The following is a 560-nucleotide window of genomic DNA, read 5'->3' on the forward strand; positions in this document are numbered from 1 at the left end:
GGCGGGCTTTGTCGCCGACAGCGGACTGCGTCCGCGCTACCCGGCCGTAGAGGTTTACCGGGTGGAGGTCGCCGGCGATCCGGGCGCCCCCTACTTCGCGGACGTCGGGCATCGCGGTGGAGTCCGACGACGAGCTCGACACGGTGATCCGGCCGCCGCTCCAGGCGCCGACGACCGGGTCGGCCCCGGGGACGGGATAGTCGGGCACCCGGTTGTAGGTATGCCGTGCGTCGCCCGCGGCCCGGATGGCCGACGAATGTTGGTCCACCCGGCCGTAATCGGTCTCGCGGGCCACCGGGGTGTCGGTGACGGTCACCGAGGGCACCGGCAATCCGGCGCCGCGCGCGTCGGCGGTCATCAGCGCGGGGCCCAGCGTCGGCAGGCCCTGCAGCCGGCGCCGCTCGTCGAGGCGCAGCAGCGCCTCCGGTCCGCCGTCCACCCGGGGCAACCGGTCGACGTCCGCGAAGTAGGGGGCGCCCGGATCGCCGGCGACCTCCACCCGGTAAACCTCTACGGCCGGGTAGCGCGGACGCAGTCCGCTGTCGGCGACAAAGCCCGCC

Annotated in this window: 1 protein-coding gene; it reads right to left on the bottom strand. The window is 74.6% G+C overall.

Annotated features, from left to right (window positions below; translation table 11 throughout):
- On the bottom strand, window positions 1-560 hold a 560-nt coding region (locus A5709_RS00770; protein ID WP_156767934.1), incomplete at both ends, for an alpha-(1->3)-arabinofuranosyltransferase family protein.

The sequence above is a fragment of the Mycobacterium sp. E1386 genome (assembly GCF_001672745.1).
Classification (GTDB): Bacteria; Actinomycetota; Actinomycetes; order Mycobacteriales; family Mycobacteriaceae; genus Mycobacterium.